Annotated in this window: 22 protein-coding genes; 10 read left to right on the forward strand and 12 right to left on the reverse strand. The window is 49.0% G+C overall.

Annotated elements, in window-relative coordinates; translation table 11 throughout:
- Window positions 1-88 precede the first annotated feature (88 nt).
- On the forward strand, window positions 89-1,162 hold the full coding sequence (msrB, locus tag HMPREF9194_RS05880; protein WP_040846219.1) for a peptide-methionine (R)-S-oxide reductase MsrB: 1,074 nt from the start codon (window positions 89-91) through the stop codon (window positions 1,160-1,162).
- Here the strand turns inward: msrB and HMPREF9194_RS05885 are convergent.
- Genes HMPREF9194_RS05885 through HMPREF9194_RS05895 form a run of 3 tightly spaced genes read right to left on the reverse strand, consistent with a single transcriptional unit; the run spans window position 1,101 to window position 4,855 of the window.
- The gene (locus HMPREF9194_RS05885) at window positions 1,101-2,489 is read right to left on the reverse strand and encodes a glycosyltransferase (protein WP_016525463.1); all 1,389 of its coding nucleotides are present in this window, start codon (window positions 2,487-2,489) and stop codon (window positions 1,101-1,103) included. The two genes, msrB and HMPREF9194_RS05885, sit on opposite strands and share 62 nt — an antisense overlap.
- On the reverse strand, window positions 2,479-3,663 hold the full coding sequence (locus HMPREF9194_RS05890; RefSeq protein ID WP_016525464.1) for a glycosyltransferase: 1,185 nt from the start codon (window positions 3,661-3,663) through the stop codon (window positions 2,479-2,481). Before HMPREF9194_RS05890 ends, HMPREF9194_RS05885 begins: the two co-directional genes overlap by 11 nt.
- A gap of 55 nt (window positions 3,664-3,718) precedes the next feature.
- Entirely contained in the window at window positions 3,719-4,855 is a 1,137-nt protein-coding gene (locus HMPREF9194_RS05895) for an MGDG synthase family glycosyltransferase (protein WP_016525465.1), read from the reverse strand.
- Between the two features lie 630 nt (window positions 4,856-5,485).
- Here HMPREF9194_RS05895 and HMPREF9194_RS05900 point away from each other — a divergent pair.
- Both HMPREF9194_RS05900 and HMPREF9194_RS05905 read left to right on the forward strand, forming a co-directional pair.
- Entirely contained in the window at window positions 5,486-6,025 is a 540-nt protein-coding gene (locus HMPREF9194_RS05900; protein ID WP_245540727.1) for a hypothetical protein, read from the forward strand.
- The gene (locus tag HMPREF9194_RS05905) at window positions 6,018-7,166 is read left to right on the forward strand and encodes an N-acetylneuraminate synthase family protein (protein ID WP_016525467.1); all 1,149 of its coding nucleotides are present in this window, start codon (window positions 6,018-6,020) and stop codon (window positions 7,164-7,166) included. The genes HMPREF9194_RS05900 and HMPREF9194_RS05905 overlap by 8 nt, the downstream gene beginning before the upstream one ends.
- On the opposite strand, the gene HMPREF9194_RS05910 is transcribed toward HMPREF9194_RS05905, so the two are convergent.
- Window positions 7,163-7,960 (reverse strand): type III pantothenate kinase, encoded by a 798-nt coding sequence (locus tag HMPREF9194_RS05910; RefSeq protein WP_016525468.1) that lies wholly within the window; start codon window positions 7,958-7,960, stop codon window positions 7,163-7,165. The genes HMPREF9194_RS05905 and HMPREF9194_RS05910 overlap by 4 nt on opposite strands.
- 36 nt (window positions 7,961-7,996) lie before the next feature.
- Between HMPREF9194_RS05910 and hisS the strand changes: the two genes are divergently transcribed.
- The gene (gene hisS, locus HMPREF9194_RS05915; RefSeq protein ID WP_016525469.1) at window positions 7,997-9,313 is read left to right on the forward strand and encodes a histidine--tRNA ligase; all 1,317 of its coding nucleotides are present in this window, start codon (window positions 7,997-7,999) and stop codon (window positions 9,311-9,313) included.
- 65 nt (window positions 9,314-9,378) lie between these two features.
- Here hisS and HMPREF9194_RS05920 read toward each other — a convergent pair whose 3' ends face one another.
- Genes HMPREF9194_RS05920 through HMPREF9194_RS05940 form a run of 5 tightly spaced genes read right to left on the reverse strand, consistent with a single transcriptional unit; the run spans window position 9,379 to window position 13,001 of the window.
- Entirely contained in the window at window positions 9,379-10,272 is an 894-nt protein-coding gene (locus tag HMPREF9194_RS05920) for a PfkB family carbohydrate kinase (RefSeq protein ID WP_016525470.1), read from the reverse strand.
- On the reverse strand, window positions 10,269-10,652 hold the full coding sequence (locus tag HMPREF9194_RS05925; protein WP_016525471.1) for a hypothetical protein: 384 nt from the start codon (window positions 10,650-10,652) through the stop codon (window positions 10,269-10,271). Before HMPREF9194_RS05925 ends, HMPREF9194_RS05920 begins: the two co-directional genes overlap by 4 nt.
- A 12-nt stretch (window positions 10,653-10,664) precedes the next feature.
- The gene (locus HMPREF9194_RS05930; RefSeq protein ID WP_016525472.1) at window positions 10,665-11,081 is read right to left on the reverse strand and encodes a hypothetical protein; all 417 of its coding nucleotides are present in this window, start codon (window positions 11,079-11,081) and stop codon (window positions 10,665-10,667) included.
- Between the two features lie 31 nt (window positions 11,082-11,112).
- On the reverse strand, window positions 11,113-11,730 hold the full coding sequence (locus tag HMPREF9194_RS05935; RefSeq protein ID WP_016525473.1) for a hypothetical protein: 618 nt from the start codon (window positions 11,728-11,730) through the stop codon (window positions 11,113-11,115).
- The gene (locus HMPREF9194_RS05940) at window positions 11,727-13,001 is read right to left on the reverse strand and encodes an LIC_12708 family protein (RefSeq protein WP_245540728.1); all 1,275 of its coding nucleotides are present in this window, start codon (window positions 12,999-13,001) and stop codon (window positions 11,727-11,729) included. The genes HMPREF9194_RS05935 and HMPREF9194_RS05940 overlap by 4 nt, the downstream gene beginning before the upstream one ends.
- A gap of 55 nt (window positions 13,002-13,056) precedes the next feature.
- Between HMPREF9194_RS05940 and secA the strand changes: the two genes are divergently transcribed.
- Both secA and HMPREF9194_RS05950 read left to right on the forward strand, forming a co-directional pair.
- Complete coding sequence (gene secA / locus HMPREF9194_RS05945; RefSeq protein WP_016525475.1) at window positions 13,057-15,834, forward strand: preprotein translocase subunit SecA; 2,778 nt, start codon at window positions 13,057-13,059, stop codon at window positions 15,832-15,834.
- Between the two features lie 18 nt (window positions 15,835-15,852).
- Entirely contained in the window at window positions 15,853-16,266 is a 414-nt protein-coding gene (locus tag HMPREF9194_RS05950) for an EamA family transporter (RefSeq protein WP_016525476.1), read from the forward strand.
- 124 nt (window positions 16,267-16,390) lie between these two features.
- Here the strand turns inward: HMPREF9194_RS05950 and ppdK are convergent, their stop codons facing one another.
- The gene (gene ppdK / locus HMPREF9194_RS05955) at window positions 16,391-19,063 is read right to left on the reverse strand and encodes a pyruvate, phosphate dikinase (RefSeq protein ID WP_016525477.1); all 2,673 of its coding nucleotides are present in this window, start codon (window positions 19,061-19,063) and stop codon (window positions 16,391-16,393) included.
- 79 nt (window positions 19,064-19,142) lie between these two features.
- Here ppdK and HMPREF9194_RS05960 point away from each other — a divergent pair, with 79 nt between their 5' ends.
- The gene (locus HMPREF9194_RS05960; RefSeq protein ID WP_016525478.1) at window positions 19,143-20,375 is read left to right on the forward strand and encodes a CapA family protein; all 1,233 of its coding nucleotides are present in this window, start codon (window positions 19,143-19,145) and stop codon (window positions 20,373-20,375) included.
- Complete coding sequence (locus tag HMPREF9194_RS05965) at window positions 20,366-22,909, forward strand: helicase-related protein (protein ID WP_016525479.1); 2,544 nt, start codon at window positions 20,366-20,368, stop codon at window positions 22,907-22,909. Before HMPREF9194_RS05960 ends, HMPREF9194_RS05965 begins: the two co-directional genes overlap by 10 nt.
- Before the next feature lie 12 nt (window positions 22,910-22,921).
- On the opposite strand, the gene hemW is transcribed toward HMPREF9194_RS05965, so the two are convergent.
- Both hemW and lepB read right to left on the reverse strand, forming a co-directional pair.
- Entirely contained in the window at window positions 22,922-24,118 is a 1,197-nt protein-coding gene (hemW, locus tag HMPREF9194_RS05970) for a radical SAM family heme chaperone HemW (RefSeq protein WP_016525480.1), read from the reverse strand.
- The gene (lepB, locus tag HMPREF9194_RS05975) at window positions 24,118-24,843 is read right to left on the reverse strand and encodes a signal peptidase I (protein WP_169558726.1); all 726 of its coding nucleotides are present in this window, start codon (window positions 24,841-24,843) and stop codon (window positions 24,118-24,120) included. Before lepB ends, hemW begins: the two co-directional genes overlap by 1 nt.
- A gap of 80 nt (window positions 24,844-24,923) precedes the next feature.
- Between lepB and HMPREF9194_RS05980 the strand changes: the two genes are divergently transcribed.
- Window positions 24,924-25,589, forward strand: coding sequence for a YoaK family protein (locus tag HMPREF9194_RS05980; RefSeq protein WP_016525482.1), 666 nt, complete (start codon window positions 24,924-24,926; stop codon window positions 25,587-25,589).
- Between the two features lie 127 nt (window positions 25,590-25,716).
- Window positions 25,717-26,988: a glucose-1-phosphate adenylyltransferase gene (locus HMPREF9194_RS05985; RefSeq protein WP_016525483.1), complete on the forward strand. Its 1,272-nt coding sequence runs from the start codon at window positions 25,717-25,719 to the stop codon at window positions 26,986-26,988.
- Window positions 26,989-26,996 lie beyond the last annotated feature (8 nt).

A 26,996-nucleotide genomic window follows, 5' to 3' on the forward strand; every position in this document is an offset into this window, starting at 1 on the left:
GTAGACAGTATGGCATAAAATCGAAAAAAATACTAGAGACCGCAAACACTCACTTGCCGTTTTTATAAAAATAGGTTATATTACAAATATGAAAAAATTACAAACAAATAAAAGGCTATTGATTTTTTTATCCGTTGCTATTATATGTATTTCGTGTGTAAAACCGCACGCGCAAAGCGCTTCTAAACGGCAAACCGCACAGTCCGGAGGAAGTATGAAGGATTCGGTAAAAGAAATCTATTTTGCGGGAGGCTGCTTTTGGGGCGTTGAAGCATATTTTAAACGTATTCCCGGCGTGCAAATAACGGAAACCGGCTACGCAAACGGCAAAACCGCCCAAACGACGTATCACGAATTGGCAAAAACGGATCACGCCGAAACCGTACGGATTATTTACGATCCGGCGACAGTCAATCTGGAAGAACTGCTCGCCCGTTATTTTAAAATCATCGATCCTTTTTCCGTCAATAAACAGGGAAACGATACGGGACGCCAGTACCGAACGGGCATTTACTATACCGATCCGGCATCCGAAAAGTCCGTGCACGCTTTTTTAGACTTTATGCAAAAAAAATACGCACAGCCGTTTGCCGTTGAAATTCTGCCGTTAAAGAATTTTGTGCGCGCCGAAGAATATCATCAGGATTATCTGAATAAAAATCCGGGAGGCTATTGCCACATCGATTTAAGCCTTGCCGAAAAACCGCTTTACGACGAAAGCCGTTTTTCCGTCCCGCGTAAAGACGCTTTAAAGAAAAAACTCACGCAAATTCAATATGACGTAACACAACATAAGGCGACAGAAGCTCCGTATACAAGCGAATATGATCAATTTTTTGAAAAAGGAATTTACGTCGATGTTGTAACGGGAAAGCCGCTTTTTTCTTCCAGCGATAAATATGACGCGGGATGCGGCTGGCCGAGTTTTACAAAACCCATAACGACCTTTGCCGTCGATTACCGGGAAGATCCGAGCGCCGGGCTGACACGAACCGAAGTGCTTTCAAAAACGGGCGGCGCCCACTTGGGGCACGTATTCAACGACGGCCCGAGGCAAAAAGGCGGCTTGCGCTACTGCATAAACGGCGCCTCACTTAAATTTATTCCGTATGCGGATATGGAAAAAGAAGGCTACGGCGACTACATGCCGTATGTAAAATAAAATCGGCAAGGGACGGTCGGCTTTGGTCCGCCGCCCCACCGCCGACCGCTTCAATACGCGTGCCGACAGTATCGTCGATCCTGCCCCTTATGCCGCCGGCAAGGGACTTTCGGCCGCTTGTGCGATCCGCTGCCGGAATGTCCGTTTGAGATGTTCGCGCAAGATCGTAAACCGCCGCCAATACGTCGGAACTTTTTCGGATAAAGCGGCCGCGCCCCGTTTGCACGACATAGCGGACGTTCCCGAGTTCTTGACCGTGCACATAATCGGTGAGAATAAGAGGTTTGGCGGCCGCCTGCGCTTCAAATACCGTCGACGCACCCGCTTTTGAAATATGACAGTCGGCCTCAAGGAGCAATTCGCTCATATTGTCTACAAAGCCGTAAATGCGGAGCGGAAAATCTAGATATTTTGCATGCAGTGCGTCGAGTCTGCGTTTTTGCGGGCGGTTGCGGCCGCAGACAACGGAAAGTTCGACACGCCCGGCACGGACGCCGCTTTTTTCGACGCGAACGCTTCCGTCCCTTGTGCCGCGCATAAAATCGCGGATAAAAAGGCGCACCAGCTTTTCGGCACAAGAGAGTCCTTCTCCGCCGCCTGAAATCAATACTTTAAAAGCGTGCGCATCGGCCGAATCCGCAATACCGGTTGCTTCCGCAATACCGGCGGCCGCATCGACGGCGGCATTGCCGCCTCCGCCTGTGCAGGCGCGATCGTAAGCCGGGGCGTCGGCCGGAACGGCGCGGCGGGCAAAAAAGTCCGGTGCCGTAATAAAGGGAAAAACGCGGCATGAACGGATCCCGTATGTTTTGTGCGCCTGTAGTTTCATTTGTTCGGAAAACACAACATAGCGCACGTCCACAAAATCGTATTCGCCGTACAAAAACCACGCAGGGTGCGCGGTAAAGGGGTCGGTTACGATTACCGTAAGCGGAAGTTTTTTATGCAGCGATTTGAGCGCGGCAACGATTATCGGCGTAACGGCAAAATGAAAACACACGATTTCGGTAATGTCTAAAGACCGTATGAGCTCTTCCATATATGCACGGTTTCGCCGCGCAAGCAAAAAGGCCAATACGCGCAAAACGACCCGCGGCTTTGTCGCCTCATAAAAAAGCGAATAAGCGGGACGAAGATAGCGCATACTGAGGCTGTAAAGCGATTCGTAAAAAAAACGCTGGAATTTATTTGACGGCGCAAATCCGTGCCGCAAAAAAATTTCAATGCCGCTTTTTCCGGCGCACTGCCGTGCCAATTCCCGTGCCGGCTGCGCATGACCATTTCCCGTATCGAGGTATAAAAATAACAGCCGCTTATTATCGTGCATCCGCCGCGGCATCCGTTACGGCTTTTTCATAAATATCGATAATTTTTGCGGTCATGGCTTTGTAATCGTCCCGTGCCGCAAAAGAGGCAATTTTATCTTTTAAGCGATTGCCTTTCGGTTTACGGTTTTTATCATAAATATCTTTTAATATTTTAATAAGTTCATCGATTTCGTTGAACACGAATCCGGTTACACCCTGAACATATTGTTCTTCGTTTATTTTGTCGTAAATATGGACAATCGGGAGCCCGCAGGCAACGGCTTCAAGAGCGGACACCGAGTGGTTTTCCGACAAAGAAGTCATAAGATAGGCATCGCATAAATGGTAATAATATTTTATCAGTTCATGCGCTATTTTTCCCGTAAAAACGACCGATTCGGCTATTCCGATTTCTTTCGCCTTTTCTTCCAAGTCGGCTTTGGAAGGTCCGTCGCCGATTATAAACAATCGGGCATTCGGAATTTCTTCTATAATTTTTTTCCAATAATCCAGCATAAACGAAAGATTTTTTTCTTCGGCGATACGGCCGCAAAAGCATACGTTTAAATCTTCGGGTTCGGTACCGTAATCGGTTTTTAATTTTTGCATCACCCTTTCATCAAGCGTCGATTCGGCAAAATCGCCGGCGACGCAGGCATTCGGGATTTTATAGATGGGCGCCGTTACATTACACTGTTTTAGAAAATCTTCCATTTTTGTCGAAGCGCAGATAACGGCTTTTGACGCATTCGTATATTTTAAAACTCCCCAATTAACGGCCTTTTTTACCACCGGCAAATTCTGTAAAATTCCCAAATAGTGAAGATAATCGTAATACATGGTATGAATCGTATACACTATCGGTATATGCAGTTTTTTGCCCGCATACAAAGCGAATATGCCTTCGCTGAATTCTGTGTGAATGTGAATAATGTCGGGATTCCATTCCTTTAAAAGTTTCAACCGCGTTTGACTGTACGGATAGGAAACGGAATAATCATACATGTTTTTAAGTTTTACCGCCGGAGTATAAAGAATGTCGTTTTCAAGACAATGGCGTTTGACCTTAAAATCGGGCTTTACAATTAAGACTTGGTGTCCCGCTTCCAGCAATCCCTTTCGCAGCGTTTCGATATGGTAGACAATGCCGTTTACTTCGGGAACATAACATTCGGTAACAATCGCTATTCTCATTAAACCACTCTAGCACATAAACGGCTAAAACACAAGGACGGAATACGCAATTCAGTCACGCACGACTGCGGCTATAGAGCAAATCGGCAACCTGTTTTACGTCCGTAGAAAGCGGCAAAGCGCCCACACGCCGTTTTACCGAGCGTAAATAGGCATCGTCGGACAGCAGCGAGCACACCTTATCGCAAATTTCTTCGGGGTCGCGTATAAACCAGCCCGCCCCGCTGCGAACGGCAAAGTGCATGTTTCCCAATTCCTGGCCATGTATGTACGAAGATATGATAACCGGCTTTTTTGAAACCAGCACTTCCATAAGCGTCGCCGGCCCGGCTTTTATAACGGCGCAATCGCAGAGTTTTATCATTTCGTCCATATTTGAAATAAAGCCCATCGGGCGCAAATCGATTGCCGAATAAAGCTGCGCCGTAAGCTCAAGGATTTTTTGCGTCGGTTCGTCTTTACCGCAAACGACCAAAATCGTAAACGGAACCTTGCGGCGAACAAAATGCTGTACGATGCGAACCGCGTTCGGAAGCCCTTCCCCGCCGCCTGCCAGCAGTACGACTTTTTTATCGACAGGAATCCCGTGCTTTTCGCGCAGGGCGCTTTCTTCCCGCACAGAAAGCGGTACAAGGAATTTGGGGTTTAATAGGAAAGGAACCACGCGAACGTTTTTTTCGGGAACGCCGCATTGTTCAACCGCCTGTTTTTTTACGGCATCCGAAAATACAAAGTACTGTACGTTTTTTTCATAAAACCATGCGTTCGGCGCGGTAAAAGGATCGGTAACGATTACGGTAAGCGGAATCTTATTGCCCAGCCGGCGTAAAGCAGTAACACACGCGGGCGTCATCGCAAAATGGAAGCTCACAACGTCGGTCGCCTGCGCTTTTTTTATAATCCGCTTTAAATGCCATGCGGTACGCGGTGCGAGAATCTTATTCAATAAGCGTTGAATCCAAAAGTGCATGCCCATTTCATAGGTTATGTACCACGCACCCGGAAAATAATTGCAGGCAAGCTGATAGCATTTTTCGAAAAAAAAGCGCGCAAGGTAATTTTTTGAATCGAACCCGTTCAGCAATTCGACGGAAACATCGGGATGCGTGCTTTCCATAACCTGTTTCAGCACATTTGCGGACGATCGGTGGCCGCCGCCGGTATTTAAATATAAGCATACGAACTTTCGCATGCTTTATTGTAGCCCGCCCGCAAGCTCCTGTCAATCGCCCGCGTAAAAAGTATAAGCAGGGGGCAAAAAAAACGAAAGATTATGAGTCGCAATTGTGCAGAGTTTGAATGCTTTACGCTACATCTATCCCCCGATCAGGGAAGAGGTTCAGCATGATGTGAAATAAAGAGAAGCTGCGTATCAGCAAGAACCTGACCGCGAGGCGAGTAAGAATTATACGTCCTGTACAATTCTTACTCCGAGTTTATACACCGCATAAACTCGCATATTTAAAGCTTCTCCGACATCCATGTCGGCACAATTCTTCCGAGACAAGATATGCAGTGCTTTAGTTCCGGCAGGACGCCGGACAAGTTGTATGTGTGCGAGTTTTAGGCTTGTGCCTAAAACTCGAGTTCAAAACCGAATAGGAGGTTCGGTTTTGAAACGTAATTTTACTCTAAAAGCGTAACCGCGCCGTATGCGGGCAGAGGTCTTGCTATACTCATCGTTTTTTTGCCGATTCTCAATCATGCCGAAACTCTTTACGAGCACGCATTGCCATTATTCGGTATTTATGATACTAATTTACGTATGCAAAAAACGCACCGGCTATTTGCCTTAATTTTTAGCTTAGTTTTTTTCACTTCCGTGCAGGCTTTTTCACACACATTCAGCGCGGGAGTCAAATTCTTCGGCTTGAGCCTTCATCCGAAAGGAGCGGTAAACGCGCCGCTTATTCCGTATAAATGGGATCCGCGCGGGATTTTCGTACTGCACCCGGGCGTAACGTTGAATTTCGAGTATTATGTATGGGAAGACATCGTATCGGTAAAAGCGGTTCAGGCTTTGTATTCGGACTGCGCCATGCAGTTCGCCGGTTTTTCGCACATCGGTTTTCGGGTGCGTTTATTTAAAATCGGGCGCGTTTCGGTAAATGCGGGAATCGGCCCCACATTTTTATACCGCAGAAGCTGGTATAAACTTCCCGGCTACAACGATTCGTTTACCTTTTATAGGGGCGGAAAAAACGACGATTGGCAGTACCGTTTTATTTTATACGGCGGAGAAATCGAAACGAACGTCAAATTGAACGACAATTTCGACCTTTCTTTTTCCGTTGTTCCCGGCGGACTTGATTTAATCAATATCAGTTTCGGCGCAAGGTACAACTATAAAACGCATGAGTGAAACGGGCGGCAACAGACATACGATTGTCATCGCGGAAATAGGAACTTCGCACGGCGGCTCTTTGGATAAGGCAAAACGTTTGGCCGACGCCGCTGCCGAAGCCGGCGCCGACTGTATAAAATTCCAATGGGTCTATGCAAGCGAAATTCTGCACCCCGACACAGGCTTTGTAAATCTTCCCGGCGGCAAAACGCGGCTGTACGACCGCTTTACCGAACTCGAAACCGATTCCGCTTTTTTTGAAAAAATGCGCGATTACGTGCGTTCGCTCAAAAAAACGTTTATGTGTTCGCCCTTCGGCGAAAAATCGATGCACGAGCTGTTCGCGTTGCGCCCCGATTATATAAAAATCGCTTCTCCCGAATTGAATCACTACCCCTTGCTCAAATTGCTCACGGAACTTGAGCAAATGCTTCCGGCAGAAAAGCGGATCCCGGTCGTTCTTTCAAGCGGCGTTTCGAAAATGAAGGATATCGTAAAAGCCCTCGAGCTTTTGAAACCGCTCAAACAAAACGTACCGGAAGGGTTTGAGCCCCTGTCGCTTTTGCACTGCATTACCAGTTATCCGGCACCGCCTGAAGAATACAACCTTTCGCTTATTCCCTATTACCGACGCCGTTTCGGCATTCCCTCCGGCGTAAGCGACCATTCGCTCGATCCGAAAATCGTGCCGGTTATAGCGGTTATGTGCGGCGCGCAATTTATCGAAAAGCACATTACGCTTGAACGCAGCGGAAGCGGGCTTGACGATCCGGTTGCACTGCCGCCCGACCGTTTTGCCCTTATGACCGAAAGCGTGCGCCGCTTCGAAAAGCTCGATTTTCAATCGGCTTTAAAGCTTGCAAACGAAGAATTCGGGCGGAAACTTGTCGAACGGGTTATCGGAAACGGGAAAAAAGAACTCGCGCCGTCGGAAAAAGCAAATTACGGCAGAACGAACCGCTCGATCCACTTTATGCACGACATGAAAAAAGGAAGCGTCATCGGAGCGCGCGACATTGCCGTTTTGCGCACGGAAAAAGAACTTTCTGTCGGAATCTCGCCCGAATATTACGAAAAACTTATCGGTATGACTTTGACAAAGGATGCGCGCTCGGGCGAAGGCTTGCAACGGGAGCACGTCGGAACGCAGTTAGGTTAAGCAAGCTTACAGACGGCGGCAATGCGGCGCAAGCCTTTAAGCGTAAGCGCTTTATCGACGCTTTCGAGGGTATCGGTTATGGGTTTTATAACACTGTTGAGGCCGCCTGTGGCGATAACCCTGATAGAGGCGGAATTGCAGCCGGTCTTTTTGCACAAATCCGATTTTATCCGCGCGGTTAACGATTCGGTTAAGCCCTTGTAGCCCAGCACGATTCCCGCCTGAATCGAATGAATCGTATTTGTTCCCAAGGCATCGGGCGGAGATTCGAGCGGAACGGACGGAAGCTGGGCGGTATTGTTAAAAAGCGAGCGCAAAGCCGTTCCCAATCCGGGAGCGATTGCAACTCCCTGTATGGCGCCTTGAGCATCGATCGCCGTAAAAGTCAGCGCCGTTCCGAAATCGACGACGATGCAGGGGCCGCGGAAACGGCAATACGCTTCGACCGCGTTGCATACAATGTCGCTTCCGATTTGATGTACGGCGCTTTCGGGAATTTTTACCGGCAGTTTGTCGAAAAGGGGCGGCGCAACTATGAGCGGTTTTTTACCGATTAAATTGACGGCAACGCTGATAAAGGGACCGGTCAGTAAAGGCACGACGGAACTGAGAACCGCCGAATCGATTTCGCTTTCGGGAACCTTCGCATCGCGGAAAAATGAGCGCATAACGGACGTATATTCGTCTGCCGTGCGCTTGGTGTCGCTGTAAAGACGCCACTGATAGGCGATACGTTCGCCGTCGAAAACGGCTGCAACGATGTTTGTATTTCCGATATCAAAAACCAAAAGCAATTGCAATTTTCTCCGCTTGCGGATATTATAGCCGATATGGCTACACTTATACAACCGAAAATATTAAAAGGCTTTAGAGATTTTTTGCCGGATGCGGAAATCAAGCGCGCTTTATTAATCGAAAAGCTTACCGCCGCCTTCCGTTCATACGGCTTTGTACCGATCGATACGCCGGCTTTGGAATATTCCGAGATTTTGCTCCGAAAAAGCGACGGCGAAACCGAAAAGCAGGTTTTCCGCTTTACCGATAACGGCGGGCGCGACGTCGCGCTCAGATTCGATTTAACCGTTCCCTTCGCCCGCTTTATTGCCGAACATAAAGACGAATTGTATTTTCCGTTTAAGCGCTACCATATTGCAAAGGTATGGCGCGGAGAAAAACCGCAAGCCGGCCGTTACCGCGAATTCGTTCAGTGCGACTTCGACATTGTCGGTTCCGATTCGGCATGTGCCGATTTTGAAATCCTTTCGCTCATGCAGTATGCGCTTGCATGCATCGGCGTGGAAAACATAAAAATCCGCATAAGTCACCGCGGCATGTTCAACGCGTTTTTGGCAAAGCGGCAGCTGAGCGCTCAAAGCGAAGCGATTTTGCGTACGGTCGATAAGTTAAGCAAAATCGGCAAAGACGAAACCTTTTCGCAGCTTGCCGGCATAACGGGAAGCACGGAAAACGCCGAAGCGGTTTTTGCCTATATTTCCGGTTCCTCCGATTTTGAAAGCACGCTTTCCCTTATGGAAAGCCTTGCAGGTAAAGAAGCCGAAAGCGATGCAAAGCGCATGAGAGAGATTTACACGTATATAAAAGAAGCCGGCATGGAAAAACGTATCGTGCTCGATCCGTCGATTACGCGCGGGCTTGACTATTACACGGGCTTGGTATATGAAACATTTTTAGACAGCCTGCCGTCCATCGGTTCGGTGTGTTCGGGCGGCCGCTACGATAATTTGGCAGGCTTATACATGAAGGATAAAATAAGCGGGGTCGGCGCATCGATCGGCTTGGACCGCTTAATTGCCGCCCTCGACGAAACGGGAGATGCGCAAAAGCAAAAGGGCTTTTTGGATGCCGAAATTTTTTGTACCGACGAAAGCCTTATCGCCTATTACCAAAAAATCGCGCGTATTTTGCGTTCTTCAAACGTATCGGCGGAAGTATTCCCCGAAGCGAAAAAAATGAATCAGCAGTATGCGGCGGCAGAAAAAAAATGCGTTCCCTTCGGTATTTTTGCCGACACGGCGCAGGCGCAAAAAAATCTTCTTACGCTTAAAAATCTTGCGACGCGCGAACAGTACGAAAGCCTTACGGTACACGAAGCCGCGGCAAAGATAAAAGCTCATTGCGGAACATAAAATCGGCACAAGACAATTAAAAATAGCGATTTATTTTAACAATCGAGGGTAAAACAACCGCACGTTCAGTTCGCGCACACGAGGGCGCAGGCCGCTTCGTTCGCGTCTTTTACGGCTTCGTTCAGCGGTTTTCCTTTTTTGATTGCCGCGATAAGGGCGCCCATGTGAGCGTCTCCCGCGCCGTTCGTGTTTTCCGAGCGCGTTTGCAATAACGGAACGGGAACCGTATAACACAGGTCTTCGCTTTCGCGGCACAAAGCGCCGTCTTTCCCGAGCGTAATGACGACGGCGTTTTTCGTCGCGTTAAAAAGGCTTTTTGCGGCAAGCTCGGCATCGGCTTCGCCCGTAAACGACAGGGCTTCTTCTTTATTCAGGTGTAAAATCGGATTGAGCGCAAAAACGCGTTCCATGCGTTCCAAAGGAATGCGGCATATGCGCGGACTCGGTGCAAAATACAGCCGCTTTTTTACGGCATGACGGCCGACGCTTCCCGGTTCAAACGTATTTTCAAGCCAGCGTACCAAATCTTCTCCGGACGGTTCTTCAATTTCAAGGCCGCACACATAAACGCTGTCCGCGCGGGCAAGGTCGACATCATTCATCCGTTCAGAATAAAACACATATTCGGCACCGTGCCGCGACATAAAAGTCCTTTCGCCCGTTTTATCGATAAGACAATAGCAGCAGCCGTTATCAAAGTCTTTTATGTCGGCGAAAATCGGAATATTTTTTTCTTTAAGTGATTTGCGTACAAAATCGCCGTATATGCCCGTGCCGACGGGAGAACACAGCGTGTACGGAACGCCTGCACGCGCAAGGGCTGCCGAAACATTGTAAGCGCAGCCGCCGAGCTGAATCGTTTGGCTCGAAATGTGTACGGCCTGCGATTCTTGAGGGAGTTCTTCTATGTGAATGACGACATCGGCAACCGTCGAGCCGATAACCAAAACATCTTTCATTTGATTTTTCCTGCCGCGCCTTCCGCCTGTAATTTATTCGCATACACGTTTACCGCATTTTCGGGAAGCCAGCCCGCCTGAAAACGGTACCATACGGTTCTCTTTTGTGCACCGGAAGAATCGTCGATATAGGTTCCGCCGACTTTAATAATGTCGCCCTGTCTGCCGTGCGCGGCAACCGATGCGTTATACGAAGGCTTTATGCGGTAAGAAGCATAGGCTTCGGTAATAAGCGCCCAGCGCTCGCCGAGTACAATGCGGTCGGTATTCCGCATATCGATTGTATATGCGTCTTTATCGCGCGTACAGGAGGCGAAAATAAAAAGAAAAGCCGGCAATGCTATAAAAATGCATGCCGCGCGGAGATTTTTCGTTTTCACGATTCAACCGTTCTATAAAAAAAGTACGCGGGGAAAAATAAAATGCAGCGTTGCGGCCAAAATGCAAAAGATTCCCATATATTTGCGCCCGGTTACAAAAAGCTTTTCAAAAAACGGCGGCAGCGAAAAAGATACCGAAGCCGATGCTTTATAGTATTCGTACAGCAGGCACACCCCGGCGCTTATGCCGGCAACCGCGGGAATCAAATCGCCTATAACGGGAATATCGCCTTGAACGACGCTTAAAAATTTCATGATACCGGTAAGAGCCGTCAAAAGTCCCAGCACAAGCCGGAAATTCTTCGTTTCAAAAAAGCTTAAACCCGCAGCGCTCGCTTCGGCCGCGTCCTCGGGCACTTGTTTGGAAAACACAAGCAACAGTCCCGAAGCGGCGTTCAGCACAACCGACAGCAAATAAAACTGTATCATATATCCCCCTACACAGCGGCCGCCAAAGCATTTATTTTTGCACAACTTTTGTAAGCAGCGTCAATTTTTTATCCTCCGCTTCAATGTCGGCCTGCACATATACTATATCATAATCGGCAAAAATTGTCCTGCAATAAGTTTCGTTTCCGCCGTAAATAAGCCAGATTTTTTGGGAAATAAGCGTTTTTTTATCGTTATCCAAAGCGGAAAAAACGATATTTTTAAAAACCGTGCCGTCCGAAGCCGCATTTTTTTCAGGCGAGAATTTAACGCTCACATACACCGAATCTTCGAACGAAAAAGCCGATAAACTGAACCGCACGCCGTTTGCGCTTTGCGAATCGGTTTTTCCCGTTAAAAACGTAACGGCAAGTACGACTAAAGCGGAAAGGACGACGGCAAAGAGCATAACGCGCGACTGTTTGGTATGCACCAAAGCTTTAAATAAACCTTTGGGCGGCTTGGGAGCCGTTCCGTCATAATAGCGGCGGACATTTTCCCCCGCCCTTTCGAGCCGCTCGGCGCGGTTGTAATAAAAAACGAGTTCTTCTTCGGGAACCGCTTTGGGAGTTTTTTTACCGATATTTTCGTTGTCCGTTCCGGCGTTTTTTTCGATACCGGAAGCCGGTTTGTGTTCGTTTCCGTTCATTTTATAATCGCCGCTATAAGCGTGTCGGTTCTCCACCACATAACCGACGCTTTATCTTCCCGCGCAATAAGGGCGGAAATAATCCCCGAAGGCGAAAGTGAAAAATTGTGGTATACGACGGATCCCATATCCATATCCAAATGACGGCGGATAATTTTTTGACCGTTTTCTTTGAGCATTAAAATCGAAAATCCGCTTTCGTCGGTCGTAATAAAGAAAAACCACTGCATTTCGGTAACGCCCAAAAAATCGTAGGACATCGAAAAAACTTCTTTTGTGTATCCGTACGTTACCGTTTGCTCAAAATCGGGCACCGCGATAGGCTCGCCGTACAAACCGGTTTCCAAATTCAAAGGATATAAAAGCGTTTTGTCGAATTTCATGCCCGACTGTACTCTCGTCGAAGCGTCTATTTCGGCCGGATAATAATCGATTTTCAAATACAGCACGGGCTGCGTATAATCGGGAATCACCTGCTCCAAAGACGCAAACACGCTTTCGCCGTTATCCGCTTCGTAGGGCGGAAACGAAGAAGGCTGAACGGGAACCTTGTATTTTAAATAGCCGTCGCGCGAAAACCAAAATATCGAATAGCCGCTTTCGATCAAACACACGACGACCAATTCGTTTTGCTTTGTCGTATAGATGTTTTTTATGTACGGGAACGGCGTGCCGCCCGGCCCTTCCTGTCCCAAATAGTCGATGAACGAACCGTCGTTTTCAAAACGCAAAACGGCTGAACGCAGTACGGTTTTTGTTTTTTCGTCGAACACAAAGCGCTCGCGCGGCAAAATGTCGGCGGCGTATAAGCGTTTTCCCGAATCGACGGCCAAAGCGCTTAAACTGTTGAACGGATAGGCCACCGCATGCTGCGTCGAAACGGCGCCCGAAGAATCCAAGGCCGAAACCGTTTTGCTGCCGCTCAGCGTCACGAATGACGGAACGGGATTTTTGTCCGCATTGTACAAAATACCGATTAAGTCGCCGTAAGAAGTCAGTTCCATTATCTTTGCGGCTTCGGCGTTTGCGATATAAAAAAAGCCTTCGTTCATAACCAAGCTTGTCCGAATTTCGCCGGGAACGCGCAAATCGAACAGGCTCAGTTCGTTTTCAAAGCTGCCGTAATGCAAGTCGAACAGTTCTTCTTTTTCGAAGGCGGCCACCGGTTTGCCGCTTCCGCACGAACTTACGAATAAAAATACCAGAGAAAAAAGCGACACGCGCACAAAGCGTAAACTCGCGGCACGGAAAAAATTCGGCATTCGGAACATGAACACAGCATAAAGTGCTTGCCCAAATATGTCAATAAGCGGTACATTATAAGGTATGATTGACGCGATAATGACATTCCTGTTCGGTTCAAAGCACGAACGCGATGTAAAAAACCTTTTGCCGATTGTGCAAAAGGTAAACGAAAAAGAAAGTTGGGCCGCCGCTTTGGATGCGGACGGATTTTTAAAACAAACGGCAGCCTTTAAAGAGCGGCTCGCAAACGGCGAAACGCTCGACGATATTTTACCCGAAGCTTTTGCGCTCGCCCGCGAAGCGGCAAAGCGGGTGCTCGGCGAGCGCGCCTATGACGTTCAGGTTATGGGCTCAATCGTTTTGCATTCGGGGCGCATTGTCGAAATGAAAACCGGCGAAGGAAAAACCCTTATGTGCGTCGCCGCGGCTTATTTGAACAGCTTAACGGGAAAAGGCGTCCACGTCGTAACGGTAAACGATTACCTTGCGCAGCGCGATGCCGACTGGATGCGCCCCGTGTATGCGTACTTAGGCGTAACCGTCGGTTCCATCATATCGAATATGGACAACGATGCGCGCAAAGCCGCTTATAACTGCGATATTACCTACGGCACAAACAACGAACTGGGTTTCGATTACCTGCGCGACAATATGCAGCTTGTTCCCGAACAAAAGGTGCAGCGCGGTTTTGCCTTCGGCATCGTGGACGAAATCGACTCGATTTTAATCGACGAAGCGCGCACGCCGCTCATTATTTCGGGACAGGGCGAAGACGATACGGTTAAATTTTTTGAAGTCGACAAATACGTCAATCAGTTTGAAGAAGTGCAAAAAAATCCCGAAACGGGTTTGTATCCGGATGAAGTTCAGGGCGAACAGGTTATCGGCGATTATACGCTCGACGAAAAAAGCCGCCGCGTTTCTTTTACCGATGCGGGCATGCTTAAAATCGAAGACATCTTAAAAAAACATAATTTAATACGCGGCTCGGTATTCGATGAAGAAAACTTCGAGTATATTCATTACTTTACGCAGGCGATCCGCGCGCACACATTGTATAAAATCGACGTGGACTATGTCGTCAAAGACAAGCAAGTACAAATCGTAGATGAATTTACCGGCCGTATTTTGGAAGGCAGGCGCTACGGCGACGGGCTGCACCAAGCCATCGAAGCCAAAGAGCACATCCACATTGCCCAACGCAACCGGACGCTCGCGACAATCACCTTTCAGAATTTTTTCCGTATGTATAAAAAGCTTGCCGGTATGACCGGAACGGCCGATACCGAAGCGGTCGAATTCAGCAAGATATACAATTTGGACGTTGTCGTTATTCCGACAAACAAGCCCGTTATCCGCATAGACGAAAACGATGAAGTGTATTTGAATGAACACGACAAGTGGGAAGCCATTTGCAACGAAATCGCCGAAGCGCATAAAAAAGGCCAGCCCGTTTTGGTCGGCACCGTTTCGATTGAAAAGTCGGAACATTTAAGCTCGCTTTTAACGAGGCGCGGCATACGGCACGAAGTATTGAACGCAAAGAATCACGCGCGCGAAGCGCTGATTATCGCCGAAGCCGGCGCCAAGGGAGCCGTTACAATCGCGACCAATATGGCAGGACGCGGAACCGACATCAAGCTCGGAGGGAACCCCGAATTCAGAGCGCGCAAACGCGCCGGAACCGAAGCCGACGAACAACAATACGCGGCGGCGTATAAAACCGAAAAAGAAAAATGGCTCGGCGATTACGAAGAAGTAAAACAAGCCGGCGGTTTGTACGTTATCGGCACGGAACGCCACGAAAGCCGGCGCATCGATAACCAGCTGCGCGGACGTTCGGGACGTCAGGGAGACCCCGGCCGCAGCAAATTTTACATTTCGATGGACGACGATCTTATGCGTCTTTTCGGCGGCGAAAAAATGAAGGCGATGATGAGCCGTATCGGCATGGAACCGGGAGAACCGATTTACCATCCGTGGCTCACAAAAGGAATAGAGCGCGCGCAAAAAAAGGTTGAAGAGCGAAACTTCGAAATAAGAAAGCACTTACTCGAATACGACGACGTTTTAAACGAACAGCGCCGCTTTATGTACGATCAGCGCGACGCCATTCTCGTCGACGACAATCTTAAAGAGCGTATTTTAACCACCGCGCGCGAAACGGTCGAAGACCTCGCCGATGAGTACAATGCCGCGTCGCGCAAAAATGCGGAAGCGGCCTTTGCCGATCTTTCGGCAAAGCTCAAGCAAAACTTTGCCCTGCAGCTGCCGCAGGACGCCGTCGAAGCAGTGCAGGCGCAAAAACACGATGCAAAGCACAATCCGCTTGCCGAATATCTTATGAGCCTGCTTGAGGACGATTTGAACGAAAAAGAAGCGCTGACGGGCAAAGAAAATCTGAATATGTTTATTCGCTGGCAGTACGTTCAGGCAATCGATCGCAAATGGCTCGACCATTTGGAAACGCTTGAAAGTCTGCGCGAAGCGGTATACCTCCGCTCCTACGGTTCAAAAAATCCGTTAACCGAATATAAAATCGACGGCTTTAACATCTTCGACGAAATGCTCGACAGCATCCGCAACGAAATCGCATCGCGCGTTTTTAAAGTCAAAATAACGAACGCTCAGGGCGAAGACGTACAGCGCAAGGGCCGCTCTCTTACGATGAACGCCCAACACAACGCGATGGGTGCCTTCGACGCCGGAGCCGCACGGTCGGCTGCCGCAGCCTCTCCCTTTGCGTCAAAACGGCAGGGCGAAAACGTAACGGTCGTGCGTACCGTCCCCAAAGTCGGCAGAAACGATCCGTGCCCCTGCGGTTCGGGCAAAAAATACAAACACTGCTGCGGCAGGTAAGCCGGGAAAAGCGCGGCTATGTGGAAGCTGTTTGCCCTTCTTTCGGCAGTGTGCGCCGCGGCAATGTCGATTTTGGCAAAAATCGGCATGAAGGGCGTCGACTCGAATCTCGCTACGGCGCTTCGAACATTGGTCGCGCTTTTCCTTGCATGGACGATTGTACTGACAACGGGCACCTTCCGCGGCATAAAAACGCTGACGGGACAAAATTGGCTTTTTTTAGCCCTTTCCGGCCTCGCAACGGGTTTATCGTGGCTTTTTTATTTTGCTGCGATTCAGCGCGGTCCCGTTTCTAAAGTCGTCCCCATCGATAAATTCAGCGTCGTATTGACTATTTTTCTTTCGTTTATCGTCCTGCACGAACAGATAAACGCAAAAACCCTCATCGGCGGTTTACTCATAACGGCCGGAACCTTTGTATTGATTTTATAGGATTCCCGCAAAAAAAAGGACTGCCTTCGGATTGAAAGCAGTCCTTGTTATTTTAAGAAAACCGCCCGAAAACTTCGGTTTTCGGACAGCCTCATCTTAACCGTCAGTACCGTTAAGGGCGCTATCAGCCGTTGCGGATAACCGCTTGGGCGGCGGCTAAACGGGCGACGGGTACGCGGTAAGGTGAGCAGGAAACATAGTTTAATCCGGCGCGGTAGCAAAAATCGATGGTATCCGGATCTCCGCCGTGCTCGCCGCAAATGCCGAGCTTTAAGTCGGGCTTTCGTGCCCGCGATTTGGTGCGGGCAATATTTATGAGTTCTCCGACGCCTTCTTCGTCGAGCGTTTTAAACGGATCGGCCATCAGGACGTCTTTTACCAAATACGAAGTAAGAAATTTTCCGGCGTCGTCGCGGCTGAACGCAAAGGTCATCTGCGTTAAGTCGTTCGTACCGAAGCTGAAAAAGTCCGCGTATTCGGCGAGCTTATCGGCAAGGAGCGCCGCTCTGGGCACTTCTATCATCGAACCGATTTTTACGTCGAACTTTACTTTTTCCTGATCGAATACCTTTTGAATGACCGCTTCGGCTTGTCCGCGGATAATTTCCAATTCGTCATTGTCGCAGACAATCGGAATCATAATTTCCGGCTGTACGGCGATTTTGCGCTTCATACAATCGGCGGCGGCAAGCGCGATGGCTTCAACCTGCATTTCGTAAATTTCCGGATAGGTGATCGCCAAACGGCAGCCGCGGTGGCCGAGCATCGGGTTCATTTCGTGCAGGGCGTCCAGCTTTGCATTCAGTTTTTCCAAATCGATATGCATAATCTGCGCAAGCTCTTCGCGTTCGGTTTGCGTGTGCGGAATAAATTCGTGCAGCGGCGGATCCAAAAGCCGTATGGTTACGGGCCGGCCGTTCATCGCTTCGAAAATACCGATAAAGTCTTTTTTTTGCAGCGGCAAAATATTCGCCAAAGCTTCGCGGCGCTGCTCCTGCGTATCGGATGCGATCATCGCGCGGAAATGAATCAGTTTATCGCGGTCGAAGAACATGTGTTCGGTGCGGCACAAGCCGATGCCTTCGGCGCCGAAATCGAACGCGTGCTTCGCATCGGAAGGCTGATCGGCGTTTGCGCGGACGCTGAAGCCTTTAATGGCTTTGCCGCCCGTGTTCGTACGCACGGAAGCGGTACGGATTTCGTCGCACCACGTTAAGAACGTGTTCAAGCGGTCCGAAATTTCCGAATCGATAAGCGGAAGCTGGCCTTCATACACGCAGCCGGTGGAACCGTCGATCGTGATAAAATCGCCGCGTTCAAAGGCTTTTCCGTTGATGAATACTTCGCCGTTCGAAAACAGCACTTCGGAAGCGCCGCATACGCAGGGAGTTCCCATGCCGCGCGCAACAACGGCCGCATGGCTTGTCATACCGCCGGTTGCGGTTAAAATACCTTCGGAAACGACCATGCCGGTAATATCTTCGGGGCTCGTGTCTTTGCGCACCAAGATAACCTTATGGCCTTTTTGTACCCACGAATCGGCTTCGTCGGCGGTGTATACAATCTGGCCGCAAGCGGCTCCCGGAGAAGCGTTCAAACCTTTCGTAAGAGGCTTGGTGTTTTTGATTGCGGCAGGATCGATCCTCGGATGCAAAAGCTGGTCAAGTTGGTCGGGAGAAACGCGCGTAACGGCCGTTTTTTTATCGATAAGTTTTTCTTCAACCATATCGACGGCGCAGCGTACCGCGGCCTGCCCGGTTCTTTTTCCGCTTCGCGTCTGCAAAATAAAGAGTTTGCCCTGCTGAACGGTGAATTCCATATCCTGCATATCGCGGTAGTGTTTTTCGAGGCGGTCGCGGATGCGCACCAACTCGGCATACACTTCTTTATTTTCGCCGGCAAGTTTTTCGATGGTTTCGGGAGTGCGGATGCCGGCAACGACGTCTTCACCCTGAGCGTTCATCAAATATTCGCCGTAGAATTTATTTTCGCCGGTGGACGGGTCGCGGCTGAAGCATACGCCCGTACCCGAATCGTCGCCGAAGTTACCGAAAACCATGGACTGAATATTGACGGCCGTTCCGGCAAGACCGCGGATGCTGTTGAGTGCGCGGTATTTTATTGCGCGTTCGTTCATCCACGAACCGAATACCGCGTTTATCGCGCCCCACATTTGTTCGACGGGATTTTGCGGAAAATCTTTTCCCGTGTTCTTTTTATAGATTTCTTTATAGCGGCTGACAAGTTTTTTTAAGTCGTCGGCGTTGAGTTCGGTATCGAGTTTTACCCCCTTGGACACCTTTATGTCGTCCAGCGCGTTTTCAAAACTTTCGGCAGGAACGCCCATGGCCACATCGCCGAACATTTGAATAAAGCGCCGGTACGCGTCCCATGCAAAACGGGGATTGTCCGTCTTTTTCGACAAACCTTCAACCGCTTTATCGTTCATACCGAGGTTCAAAATCGTATCCATCATGCCCGGCATGGACTGAGCCGCACCCGAGCGCACCGATACCAAAAGCGGATCGTCGGCATCGCCGAGTTTTTTCCCCATCAGTTTTTCAAGCCGGCCGAGGTGTTCGGCGACTTCCCCTTCAAGCGAATCGGGGTATTTTTTTCCGTTTTCGTAATATAACTTGCAAACTTCGGTTGAAATGGTAAATCCCGGGGGAACGGGAATACCCAAATTCGTCATTTCAGCTAAGTTAGCGCCCTTACCGCCGAGTCCGTCTTTCATGGACGCGGAGCCTTCGGCTTTTCCGGCGCCGAAAAAATAGACAAACTTTTTCTTTGTCATGAAAATGTTTTCTCCTTCTTAGAAATATCTTTATATTGTACATTGAAAAAAAACAGCTGTCAATGTATACTTAACGCATATGAAAAAGATTTTGTACCTGTGCGCGGCTCTCCTCTGTACCGTCATCGCTTTTTTCGACGCATTTTCGTGCAAATCATTTCAGACCGATGCGCAAAGCGTACGCACGGACGGGGCCGCCGAGCCCGGCGCAAAAAACGCAGCGGCTCTGCTCGAACCGCCGATAAAGCAGCAGCCGTTGTATCTTGCCTTTGCCGGAGATATTATGGCGCATTCGGTCAATTACCGCATGAAAGACTACAATCTTATCTACGAAGACATCGTGCCGCTTTTAAGTTCGCGCGATTTGGCCTTTGCCAACTTGGAAACGCCCGTGTGCGACAAGCGCCCGTATCAAACCTATCCCTGTTTTAATGTGCATACCGAATATGTCGAAGCGGCCGTAAACGCCGGATTTAACGTATTTTCGTTGGCGAACAATCATACAAACGATCAGGGAAAAGAAGGAATCGAAGGTACGGCCGCCTGTTTTAAAGAGCTGCAAAAGCAAAACGTATACAGTGCGGGTTTAAAACACGGCAATTCGAACGAACTCAGCTATGCGCTGATCGACGTGCAGGGATGGAAAATTCTTTTTGCCGCCGTTACCGAAATCGTCAATTCGAACATTCAAACCGCTTTGTTCGATTTTTATCCCGATTCGCCGAAGGGAAAGGCCGCGTTAAAAAAAAGCCTTACCGAATTACGCCGCGCACACGAATGCGATGCGTTTATACTCAGTATTCACGTAAGCGATCCGGAATACGTACTCGGCGTAACAAAAGCGCGGCGCGATTATTTTTACGAACTTTTAAATACGGGAGTCGACATCATTTGGGCAAACCACTCGCACGTAACAAAGCCGTGGGAACGCATCGTCGATGCGAACGGCAAAACCGTCAAATTCATCATGTACGGTGCAGGTAATACGATTTCCGGACAAAACATTCCCATCAATTTTGCGGATCCCGCGCATCCGTACGAATACACGGGAACGGGCGTTATTTTCAGCATGGAATTAAAACAAGCGCACGCAAGCACAAACACGGACGCGCACGCAAGCGCTGCAGCGAGCACACTTTCAATCGAAAACATACAAACCGAAATTATCGTGACACACGCCGACGAAAAGTCGAACTACGTTATAAAAAGGCTGACCGAAGATTTTATCGGCCGTCAAAATAAAAAACTGGCCGCCTATTACGCAAAGCGTCTTTCTCTTATGCGGCAAATAGGAGAAATAACATGGCCTTAGATTACCGCACCCTGCCCGTCTATGAACACAAGGAGCTTATACTCAAAGCTCTGCAAACGCACCGAGCGGTTGTCGTGCAAAGTCCGACCGGTTCGGGAAAAACCACGCAGCTTCCGGTTATTTTATACGAAGCGGGCTATGCCGACAAAGGAGCGATCGCCGTTACGCAGCCGCGCCGCATTGCCGCTCTTTCGGTAAGCGAATTTATCGCAAAGCAGCTCAACTGCACGTATCCGGGAGTCGTCGGCTACAAAATGCGCTTTGAAGACAAAACCGATTCTTCCACGTGCATAAAAATCATGACCGACGGCATTTTGCTGCAGGAAATGAAGCTCGATCCCATGCTGTCGCGCTATTCGGTTATCATGGTGGACGAAGCGCACGAACGCAGTTTAAACATCGACTTTGTGCTCGGTCTTTTAAAGCGCGTTCTCAAACAGCGGCCGGAACTTAAAGTCATCATATCGTCGGCGACAATGAATGCCGAAGCCTTTTCGTCTTATTTTGACGATTGTCCGGTTGTAACGATCGATACGCTCACCTACCCGGTAACGATTGTCTACGATCCGCCGGCGATTCCCGCAAGCACGGCAACGTTAAGTTCGACCGACGCTTTGCTTGCAAAAATCGAAGAAACGATCGGCCGGATTTTGGACAGTAAGTACGACGGGAGCGTTTTGTGTTTTTTGCCCGGTGAAAAAATCATTAAAGACTGCATTCACCGATTAAGCAAAGCGCCCTTTTCGCGCCGCATTTTTTTGATTCCCCTGTACGGCAGGCTTGCAAAAGAAGAACAGGAGCGGGTTTTTATGAATCCTCCTTTCGGCCGCAAAAAGGTTATCGTGTCGACGAATATAGCCGAAACGAGCTTAACGATTCCCGGCATTACGGCCGTTATCGACAGCGGCTTGGCAAAGCTGAATTTTTACAATCCGCGCACCTTTACGTCAAGCTTAAACGAAACGCTCGTATCGAAGGCGTCGTGTAACCAACGCAAGGGGCGCGCCGGACGAACGCAAAGCGGCGTATGTTACCGCCTGTACTCGAAAAAAGATTACGAAAGCCGCAGTCTTTACACGATGGAAGAAATTTACCGCACCGATTTGTGCGAAGTCGTTTTGCGCATGGCCGAATTGGGAATCCGCGATTTTGAACGTTTTGAATTTATTTCGGCGCCCGGCCGCGAAGGCCTTATCGGCGGCATCGAAACGCTCAACATGCTCGGCGCCTTGGAAAGCGACAACAGCCTTTCCAAAATCGGCACCCTGATGGCGGCCTTCCCGCTTATGCCGCGCCAAAGCCGTATCATCGTGGAAGCCGTTTTGAAGTATCCGGACGTTATGCACGAAGTGCTGATCGCCGCAGCTTTTTTGTCGGCGCAATCGCCCTTTGTGCTTCCTCCGGGAGAAGAAAGCGATGCGCGTAAAGCCCATCACGCATTCCGCGATATGCGCGGTGATTTTATGTCGTACGTAAAAATATTCAACGCGTATTCGGCTGCAAAAAACAAAAGCCGTTTTTGCGAAAACGGCTATCTTGACGAACGCGTTATGGCCGAAATCGCAAACATAAAAGAGCAGCTTGAGCAAATCGTTTCCGGCTTGGGGCTGCCCATACTCTCGGGCGGCGATCCGGACGACTATTTAACCTGCATTGCATCCGGCATGATTCAGTTTGTGTGTATCCGCGAAAAAAGAGAAAACTATAAAAGCTTAACGGCCGAGCACATCCAAATTCATCCCGGCTCGTGTATGTTCCGCGCGGATCCTTTGTACATTGTTGCAGGCGAAATCGTTAAAACGTCGCGCATGTTCGCAATGTCCGTATCGCCGCTGACCGTTTCGATTTTGTCGCGCTTAAGCGATACGATAAGAGAACGGCTTTCGCGCACGGCCGGAAAACGCGGTTCGGCGAGGACTGCAAGCGCGCATCTTGCGACGCCGCAAACCGATCGGAAAGACCGGGCCGATAAAGCCGACCAAGCGGGCGAAAGCGTTACGATAGGCGGCACCGCGTTCGAAATTCAAAAAATCAAAGGCAAAAAATATCTTATCGCCCCATTGGAACTTTTGCAAAAAGCCGCCGCCGCGCCCGAAAATCCGGGACGCCTTGCGCAGGCGGGAAAACTGCGCGTAAAAGTAAGCTGCGGCCCGTACAGCCTGCTGTCGGGCGAGCGGCTGGGCATTGCTTTAAAAGCCGTTAAAGAATTGGATCTTGCGCCGCTCAAAGACGATCGATTCAAAAAGGACAATATCCGCGTTGAAACGCAGCTTTCCCTGCTTTTCGAATCGCTGCCCCTTATTTTGCGTACTTTGCCGCTCAAAAAAAACGGCAAAGACTTGGGCTTTGCCGCCCTGCAAACCGACGGCCGCGGCACCTATTGGTTTAAGATTACCAAAAACTTTATCGGCGCCCTGGACGCGAGCCTTTCGAGTTTGGAAGTACTTATCGACGAAACATCGGATTCTTTGAGCGCCGAACAAAAAGAACGGCTCAATGCGCTGTACAGAAAGCTGAACGGTTTATACGAATAAGGTAAGGGCGGTTTATGCCAGCTCGGTAAGAAAATCGTTTAAAAAAAGAAGTCCTTCGCCGGTCAAACGGTATCTTTCACCGCACTTTTCGGCAAGCCCCCTGCCCGCCCAGCACGCAAACACCGTTCCGATAACGTCTTCGAGCGGGAGCGAAAACCTGCGGGAAAATTCGCGCGAACTTATCCCTTCGCGCATGCGAAGGCCCATCATTAAAAACTCGAGGATACGGTCTTTTTCGCTTAAATGTTCGGAGGCGCATATGCTTTGCGGGATTTCGGAACGGGAAATTTCGGAGCGGAAGATTTTTTTTTCGTCCGTCCAAAACGCGGTGTACGACGCAATATCTTTTGTGTTTGCATAGCGAAAGTCCTTTACTGTGCCGACGGCACCCGAACCGATTCCTTCGTAATCTTCCATGCGCCAGTACGCGCAGTTGTGGCGGCTTTCAAACCCTTTTTTTGCAAAATTCGACACTTCGTACTGAACATAGCCCGAATCTTCAAGCAACTTTTTTCCTTCGAGCCACTGTTCGTCGGCACAATCGGCGTCCCAGGCGAGAGCGCCGGAAGAAATTGTGCGCTCAAGTTCGGTTCCTTTTTCGATCATAAGGGAATACAACGACAGGTGGTCGGGCGCATAAAAAAGTACCTGCGAAAGCCCTTCTTTGAATTTTTGAGTGCCGAGCAGCGGAAGTCCCGCGATAAGATCGCATGAACAGCGCCGGCCTTTTCCGGCTGCGCGCCAAAGGCGCAAGTTTTCCAAAGCGCTCACGGTTTCCGATGCGGAAGAACGCCGGCCTATACAGCGCAAAACCGAAGCGTCGAGGCTTTGAATGCCGGCTGAAATACGGTTGATTCCCGCGGCCGAAGCGCTTTCAAGATAATCGGAAAAACCGCGCGCATTTTTTTCGGCGATGTCGGCGCAGTTTACTTCAAGCGTTATTTCGGCTCCGCTTACGGGCGGGCACAGGGCAAACAAACCGGCACACAGTTTTTTCAGCTGAAAAGCCGACAGCAAACTCGGTGTGCCGCCGCCTATGTACACGGTCGTCCAGTTTTTTATCCGGTGCAGTTTTTTCTTATACGCGGCTTCGGCAAGCAGGGCATCGATATACGAATCGGGAACTGCGCCGCTTCCGATCGGAAGCGAAAAGAAATCGCAGTACGAACACTTCGATCTGCAAAACGGAATGTGCACATAAAGATACATCAGAACAATCTTTTTATGTTTCCGAACGGATAATAGCACACAATCGCTTTGCCGGTTATTCTCCGTTCGGAAACGGGTCCCGCCAAGCGGGAATCGAAGGCCGAAACGCGGTTGTCGCACAGCACAAAGTATTCGCCCGCTTTAAGCACAAGCTCGTCCGTTTTGCCTTGGGCGCCCATCGAAGTATCCCACGCTTCGGGCAAAATATCGGTTTTAACGTTGTAGTCGGAAGATGAAAGTTCGAATTCGGTTAAAAAATGCGTGCTTCCGCGCTCTTTTATATACGCGATATAATCGTCCATATACAGCGTATCGCCCGGAAGCCCGATGAGGCGGAACAAGCCTTCTTCGGCACCCGATTCGCTGCGGTAAAAGGGACGGATGCGGCGGAAAGTCAGCATCGACACGATAAAACCGGCGGACTTTTGAAAAAAGTTTTTTTCGGACGGAAAAGCCGATGCGATGCGGACGATTTCGCCCCGTTTTACGCTTTTTACGTTAAAAAAGTCGGGACGGCCCGTGCCGAGCGGGATTATAAATAAAGCCGAGTTTTTTTCGATGCCGGGCGCCATGGAAGACGACGATACCGACACCGGACAAATAATAAAACGGAATAAAAGCTGCAAACCGATCAGCACCAGTATAAAAATGCACGCGATAAGAAAAATCTTTTGTTTCAGCACCTTACGGCGCGAAAAGGCAAAATCATACGACGTTACTTCCATAAAAGACAGCATATCATATAGCGCTATATCTTATCAAGCAACGGCTTGTTTTTATCGTAATATCGTATTAGTATCGTTGCATGAAAACAAACAGTGTTTTTATTTTAATATGGATAGCCGCACTTACCTTTGTTTCGGGGCTTTTAAACGGAACGGGCGTTTTAGCGTATGCAAGCGCTTTAAGCCATCATACGGGCAACCTCACCCGCGCGGCCGTCGAATTGTCGCGATTGAATATTCATTCCGCCTTGCATATATTGACCTTGCCCGCTTCGTTTTTTACGGGTGCCTTTATTTCGGGTTTGCTTTTTCATGAAAAAAACTTTGAATTTTCAAAACGCTACGGGATCCTTCTGATGAGTTTTTCCCTCGTATTTATGTATCTCGGAGTCTTTAATACCGCCGCCATGCCGAGTACCCTTTTTATATGCCTTGTTTTGGGAATACAAAACGGTATGTTTATTTTCTACAAGGGAATTTTAATCCGTACCGCCCACTTTACCGGTTATTTGACGGACGCGGCCCTGTGTTTGGGAAGCGTATTTCGCGGCAAAGCGGAAGGCGACAAAAAGAAAAGCGATTTAAAAAAGAGTTTATTTTATCTTTTAAGCATCTTATGTTTTACGGCCGGAGGTATGTGTTCGGTTTTTATAAACGTACCCGGCGTTTTTTTTACCGCCGCCGTTTTATACTTTATCTGCGGCCTGTGTTATTTTATACTGCGAAAATTACGGCAGAGGAATTAAAGCAGTACTTACGGATATTTCGGTTTTGTAATGAGCGTTTATAAAAAAAAAGAATTTGTATTTTTTTTGAACTGATTGTATAATGAAACCAGTACAAATAGTGTGCCCTGCGGGCAAGGAGTTTAGAGTGCCTAAAGTATTATCAATTATTCTCGGCGGCGGAAAAGGAAGCAGATTGTATCCGCTTACAAAAGAACGTTCAAAGCCGGCCGTTCCCTTCGGAGGCAATCACCGGATTGTCGATATTCCGATTTCAAACTGCATCAATTCGAATTTTAAACAAATATATTTGCTTACCCAATTCAATTCGGCTTCGCTTCATATGCATATTACGGCGGCCTACAACTTCGACCGCTTTTCGCAAGGCTTTGTCGAAATTCTTGCCGCGGAACAAACGCTCGAACATTCCGGCTGGTACGAAGGAACCGCCGACGCGGTGCGCAAAAACTTTGTCCATTTTAAAACGCGCAAGCCCACCCACTACATCATTCTTTCCGGCGATCAATTATATCAAATGGATTTGAACGCGTATCTGCAATATCATTTGGAAAACAAGGCGGAAATAACGATTGCGACGACCGCCGTAAACCGCGCCGACGCTTCGGGCTTCGGCATTATGAAAATAAACAAAGACCGCAACATAACCGAATTTATGGAAAAACCCGCCCCCGACGCGGACATAAGCGATTGGATAATTCCCGATGAAAGCAGAACGCCGGGCGCCGTACAGGGCAAAGATTATCTTGCCTCGATGGGAATCTATATTTTCAATGCCGATGTGCTCGAAAAATCATTGGACAACGACTATACCGATTTCGGCCGCGAAGTGATTCCCGAAGCTTTAAAACGGTACAAAGTGTTTTCATATATTTACGACGGCTATTGGGAAGATATCGGTACGATCCGCAGTTTTTACGATGCGACGCTCGACCTTGCGGCGGTTACGCCGCGGTTCAACTTTTACGATGAAAACAATCCCATTTTTACCGAACCGCGCAACCTCCCCCCGTCAAAAGCGAATTACGCCCATATGACCCGCTGTATTGCAAGCGAAGGCTGCGTTATAACCGAAGCGTCCATTATAGATTCGGTTATCGGGATTCGCAGCATTATCGAGCGGAATTCGACTTTGGAAGGCGTCGTGTGCATGGGCGCGGACTTTTACGAAACGGTTTCTCAAAAGCAGGAAAACCGCGCAAAAGGCATCCCCGACATAGGAATCGGCTGCAATACGCACATAAAACGGGCGATTATCGATAAAAACGCGCGTATCGGCGATAACTGCAGCATCGGCTGCCGGGGCCCCGTCGCGGACGGCGAAACGCCTCAGTATTTGGTGTCGGACGGCATTATTGTCATAAAGAAAAACGCCGTCATCCCCGACAACACCGTTATATAAAACAGGTT

It is taken from the genome of Treponema maltophilum ATCC 51939, assembly GCF_000413055.1.
Lineage (GTDB): Bacteria > Spirochaetota > Spirochaetia > Treponematales > Treponemataceae > Treponema_C > Treponema_C maltophilum.

Bases quoted from the DNA above. Each gene is read 5' to 3' on its own strand.
- HMPREF9194_RS05980 (WP_016525482.1), top strand. From the start codon at position 24,924: ATGAAAACAAACAGTGTTTTTATTTTAATATGGATAGCCGCACTTACC.
- HMPREF9194_RS05890 (WP_016525464.1), bottom strand. From the start codon at position 3,663: ATGAGAATAGCGATTGTTACCGAATGTTATGTTCCCGAAGTAAACGGC.
- lepB (WP_169558726.1), bottom strand. From the start codon at position 24,843: ATGGAAGTAACGTCGTATGATTTTGCCTTTTCGCGCCGTAAGGTGCTG.
- msrB (WP_040846219.1), top strand. From the start codon at position 89: ATGAAAAAATTACAAACAAATAAAAGGCTATTGATTTTTTTATCCGTT.
- ppdK (WP_016525477.1), bottom strand. From the start codon at position 19,063: ATGACAAAGAAAAAGTTTGTCTATTTTTTCGGCGCCGGAAAAGCCGAA.
- HMPREF9194_RS05885 (WP_016525463.1), bottom strand. From the start codon at position 2,489: ATGCACGATAATAAGCGGCTGTTATTTTTATACCTCGATACGGGAAAT.
- HMPREF9194_RS05965 (WP_016525479.1), top strand. From the start codon at position 20,366: ATGGCCTTAGATTACCGCACCCTGCCCGTCTATGAACACAAGGAGCTT.
- HMPREF9194_RS05905 (WP_016525467.1), top strand. From the start codon at position 6,018: ATGAGTGAAACGGGCGGCAACAGACATACGATTGTCATCGCGGAAATA.
- HMPREF9194_RS05950 (WP_016525476.1), top strand. From the start codon at position 15,853: ATGTGGAAGCTGTTTGCCCTTCTTTCGGCAGTGTGCGCCGCGGCAATG.
- hisS (WP_016525469.1), top strand. From the start codon at position 7,997: ATGGCTACACTTATACAACCGAAAATATTAAAAGGCTTTAGAGATTTT.
- HMPREF9194_RS05960 (WP_016525478.1), top strand. From the start codon at position 19,143: ATGAAAAAGATTTTGTACCTGTGCGCGGCTCTCCTCTGTACCGTCATC.
- secA (WP_016525475.1), top strand. From the start codon at position 13,057: ATGATTGACGCGATAATGACATTCCTGTTCGGTTCAAAGCACGAACGC.
- HMPREF9194_RS05935 (WP_016525473.1), bottom strand. From the start codon at position 11,730: ATGAACGGAAACGAACACAAACCGGCTTCCGGTATCGAAAAAAACGCC.
- HMPREF9194_RS05895 (WP_016525465.1), bottom strand. From the start codon at position 4,855: ATGCGAAAGTTCGTATGCTTATATTTAAATACCGGCGGCGGCCACCGA.
- hemW (WP_016525480.1), bottom strand. From the start codon at position 24,118: ATGTATCTTTATGTGCACATTCCGTTTTGCAGATCGAAGTGTTCGTAC.
- HMPREF9194_RS05930 (WP_016525472.1), bottom strand. From the start codon at position 11,081: ATGATACAGTTTTATTTGCTGTCGGTTGTGCTGAACGCCGCTTCGGGA.
- HMPREF9194_RS05920 (WP_016525470.1), bottom strand. From the start codon at position 10,272: ATGAAAGATGTTTTGGTTATCGGCTCGACGGTTGCCGATGTCGTCATT.
- HMPREF9194_RS05940 (WP_245540728.1), bottom strand. From the start codon at position 13,001: ATGTTCCGAATGCCGAATTTTTTCCGTGCCGCGAGTTTACGCTTTGTG.